The sequence below is a fragment of the Mesorhizobium sp. M7A.F.Ca.MR.148.00.0.0 genome, assembly GCF_003997735.1.
Classification (GTDB): Bacteria; Pseudomonadota; Alphaproteobacteria; order Rhizobiales; family Rhizobiaceae; genus Mesorhizobium.
The window spans coordinates 1-616 of the sequence record NZ_RZTB01000358.1 but is presented as its reverse complement, the minus strand read 5'-3'; the positions used below and the strand labels follow the sequence as shown (position 1 = coordinate 616).

Here is a 616-nt window from a genome sequence, read left to right as displayed (position 1 = left end):
GGCGGCCAGTAAAACCCCGGTCGGTCAAGGGGGATGCCACCGGTCTCGATGCGGGCGCCGCCTTCTACCGCATCCTTGGTCAGGCGCTGCATGGCCTCTATTCGCCGCGCGTTTGCCATTGGCCCCATTTGCGTTGCAGGGTCATCCGGTGGTCCGATCCTGATTCTTCGGACCGCCTCCGTCATCCGGAACAGGAGTTCCTCATAGCGGGACCGGGCGACAAGAATCCTGCTGGGCGCATTACAGCTCTGGCCCGCGCACTCGAATTTGTATTCCGAAATAGCCGGTATCGCCCTTGCCAGATCCGCATCTTCGCACACAATAACCGGGGAATGTCCACCGAGCTCAAGGATGCAACGCTGCAGATTATTCGCGGCCAGCGTGGCTAGCTGTTTTCCAACAGCCGTCGACCCCGTGAACGTCAAGACTTTCACAATTGGCGAACTGAGCAGATGCCGCGATATATGCACAGGAACACCGAACACCAGGTTGACCACGCCTTCCGGTATCCCTGCTTGACGCAAAGATTCCACGATATGGACAGCCACACTTGGCGTCTCCTCGGCCCCTTTGAGGATCACCGGGCAGCCTGCCGCCAGCGCGGGGGCGAGCTTGC

The 616-nt window shown here is 60.2% G+C and carries 1 protein-coding gene; it reads right to left on the bottom strand.

The window, feature by feature from the left end; all coding sequences use genetic code 11:
* The coding region (locus EOB49_RS34490; protein ID WP_127383544.1) for an aldehyde dehydrogenase family protein at positions 1-616 on the bottom strand (616 nt) is incomplete at both ends.